We start from the raw sequence: 1,043 nt of genomic DNA, 5'->3' as shown, positions 1-1,043 counted from the left end.
CAACGGCGACGCCAGCGTCAGCGCAGCCGATGGGTTTCAGGACGATTTTTTCAATCCGCCGCCGCAAGCCCTCGCCGCGGCGGCTACGGCGCGTGAGTCCAGGCGGCGTTGCATCGCGTGGCTCAGTGACATGGGCCACGTCCCACCGCACATCCACGAGCGTATCCGCGAAGTGGATGCGGTGATCGTGGAGGCGAATCATTGTCCGCGTCTTCTCGAAGCCGATCTGCGTCGTCCTTGGCCGACGAAGCAGCGCATTGCCGGACGGCATGGACATCTTTCCAATGAGCGCACCCGCGAATTGCTGGAGAGCGTGGCCAGTCCGCGCTGGCAGCACATCGTGCTCACGCACCTGAGCCGCGACTGCAACACGCTCGATGCTGTGGAGCGGACTTTCGCGTCGCTGCGCGCGCGGCTGGCATGCCACTTCGCCATCGTCCCGCCGGGCGGCGGCACGGGGTTGTTTGAGTTGCGGTAGGGGGGGCAGAGGAGGGCGGGTTTTGCTGCCAATCTCCGCCAGACGTGGCGTAGCCGCACCTTTCCGGAATGGCGGCGCTTCGCGCCGTCGGCGGGTCGGGAGACCCGCCCTCCGCCAATAGTAATGTCCGCTGGCATCACTGGGGGGGGGGAGGGAGGGGAGACGCGGGAGGTTTTACCCGGCGCGTAGTTGAAGTTCCTTTACGTGTTCGCAGCCGGGGATGGCGCGGATTTTGGCGACGACGGACTGGCGGTGCATGAAGAGTTCGTTGCGCACCACGGAATGCGACACGAGCACGAGCAGGCGGCCGCGCGGGTCGATCTGCACGGGATGCGAATAAGACGCGTTGGGCGGGCCGACGAGTTCGGACCAGCGTTCGCGCAGGGTCGTCTCGGCGCTCTCGCGTCCGATGTGGTATTTGACGAGCAAGGGCTCGATCAGGTCGGAGAGGTTTTTAGTGGGGCGTTTGACCTGACGTTTGGGATCGGAAAACGAAAAGCCGCGCAGGTCCGCAATGAGTTCCTCGGCTGTTTTGCTGAAATGATGCGGCTCGGGCGGCAACTGC

General features: G+C 64.8%; 1 protein-coding gene and 1 pseudogene. One reads left to right on the top strand and one right to left on the bottom strand.

Features of this window, described 5'->3' with window-relative positions:
* Positions 1–478: pseudogene (locus OBACDRAFT_RS08070) on the top strand (hypothetical protein); the annotation flags it as partial.
* A gap of 174 nt (positions 479–652) precedes the next feature.
* Here OBACDRAFT_RS08070 and OBACDRAFT_RS08065 read toward each other — a convergent pair.
* Positions 653–1,039: a DciA family protein gene (locus OBACDRAFT_RS08065; protein ID WP_043584544.1), complete on the bottom strand. Its 387-nt coding sequence runs from the start codon at positions 1,037–1,039 to the stop codon at positions 653–655.
* Positions 1,040–1,043 lie beyond the last annotated feature (4 nt).

The sequence above is a fragment of the Geminisphaera colitermitum TAV2 genome (assembly GCF_000171235.2).
Classification (GTDB): Bacteria; Verrucomicrobiota; Verrucomicrobiia; order Opitutales; family Opitutaceae; genus Geminisphaera; species Geminisphaera colitermitum.
This window is presented reverse-complemented; position numbering and strand designations above follow the sequence as displayed.